This is a genomic window from Nocardiopsis trehalosi NBRC 14201 (assembly GCF_001552555.1).
GTDB lineage: Bacteria > Actinomycetota > Actinomycetes > Streptosporangiales > Streptosporangiaceae > Nocardiopsis_B > Nocardiopsis_B trehalosi.
On record NZ_BCRK01000346.1, the window covers coordinates 1 to 1,656 of the forward strand.

Here is a 1,656-nt window from a genome sequence, read left to right on the forward strand (position 1 = left end):
CGCCCCCGCAAGCCACACCCCGCCCCGGCCACCCCGCCCGCCCGCACACCGCCCGCACCCACCCGCCCCCGGCCCAGCCGCGCCCGCCCCGGACCCCGCCCGCACGCTGACCGCCCCCTCCGGGCACGATGATGGGGGCGCCGGGGAACCGCCCGGCGCCGAGGAGGGAGGACCCATGACCTCGCGGCCCCCGATCGCGCTCGTCCGCCGGCCCGGGCCCCGCCTGGCGGAGGGCATCGTCACCCACATCGCCCGCTCCCCCGTCGACCCCGGCCTGGCCGGGCGCCAGCACGGCGCCTACCGCGCGGCGCTGGCCGCCGCCGGGTGGACGGTGCGCGAGGTCGCCCCGGCCGACGGCTCTCCCGACGCCGTCTTCGTCGAGGACGTGCTCGTGGTGTGCGGCGACCTCGCGGTCCTCACCCGCCCCGGGGCGCCCGAGCGGCGCGGCGAGGTGGCCGGGGTGGAGGACGCGGCCGCCCGCCTGGGCCTGCACACCGCCCGCATCACCCCGCCGGGGACGCTCGACGGCGGTGACGTGCTCCAGGTCGGCCGGACCGTCTACGTGGGCCGGGGCGGCCGCACCAACGCCGAGGGGGTGCGGCAGCTGGGCGCCCTCCTGCGGCCGCTCGGCCGGACGGTGGTGCCGGTCCGGCTGCGCGCGGTGCTGCACCTGAAGTCGGCCGTGACGGCGCTGCCCGACGGCACCCTGCTCGCCTTCCCCGGGCTGGTCGAGCCGGGCACCCTCCCCGCCGTCCGCCCGGTCGCCGAGGAGCCGGGGTGCCACGTCGTCCCGCTGGGCGGCGACCACCTGCTCATCAGCGCGTCGGCGCCCCGCACGGCCGCCGATCTCACCGCGCTCGGCTACCGGGTCCACGCGGTCGACATCGGTGAGTTCGAGAAGCTGGAGGGCTGCGTCACCTGCCTGTCCGTCCTCGTCCCACCCGCCTGACCCGCCGCCGAAGGACCCCGAAGCGGCCAGGCGACCTCAACCGCCCTCACCCGCCACCCGGGCCTGGCATGGCGACCTTCGCACCGGTCGTCACCCAGTACCGGTGGGGCGCTCCGCCCACCCACCGGACCTCCGGTCGTCGGACGCCCGGCGGTCGACGGCGCATGCCGCCTGCCCCCTCCCCCATGGGTCGCGGCGGGTCGGTCCCGCCCCCTCCCTGCCGCACCGGGCCGTTCCCCGAGCGCAGCGGGGGGTTACCTCACCGCCCGATGGTTACCGAGAGAACCTGTACAGCCACGATCAGCGACTGGAGGTCGCCATGCGTATCCGTCCACTGGTGTGTGCCGTCGCCGCCGTCGCGGGAGCCGCCGCCTGGAGTGCGGGGGTCGGGGCCGCCCACGGTGCGGAGGGCTCCGCTCCCGCCGTCATCGTCTACGACTGCGCCGACGTGGAGTTCCACCCGCTCACCGCCGAAGCGACCGGCCACCGGTGCGCCCGCGGCGACGACGGCGCGCCGGGCACCGTGGGTTATGTCCTGTTCGACCAGGAGCAGGGTGAGGAGTACGCCTGCGATGACGCGAGCACCGCCCCGGACCCGGACGGCGGGCTGGTCGTCTCCGGTACCGGCTGCGAGCGGGTGATCGCCCCGTAAGGCGGGGTCCACGGGCCCGTGGAGGGTGGTGCGGCGCGCAGCCGCACCACCCTCC

At 77.8% G+C, this 1,656-nt stretch carries 2 protein-coding genes; both read left to right on the forward strand.

Annotated features, from left to right (window positions below):
- Positions 1–175: 175 nt before the first annotated feature.
- Entirely contained in the window at positions 176–949 is a 774-nt protein-coding gene (gene ddaH / locus NT8_RS28040) for a dimethylargininase (protein WP_067976088.1), read from the forward strand.
- A gap of 319 nt (positions 950–1,268) precedes the next feature.
- Positions 1,269–1,601: a hypothetical protein gene (locus NT8_RS28045; RefSeq protein WP_157516010.1), complete on the forward strand. Its 333-nt coding sequence runs from the start codon at positions 1,269–1,271 to the stop codon at positions 1,599–1,601.
- Positions 1,602–1,656 lie beyond the last annotated feature (55 nt).

Excerpts from the sequence above, each read along its gene's own strand:
- ddaH (WP_067976088.1), top strand. The coding sequence starts at position 176 with ATGACCTCGCGGCCCCCGATCGCGCTCGTCCGCCGGCCCGGGCCCCGC.
- NT8_RS28045 (WP_157516010.1), top strand. The coding sequence starts at position 1,269 with ATGCGTATCCGTCCACTGGTGTGTGCCGTCGCCGCCGTCGCGGGAGCC.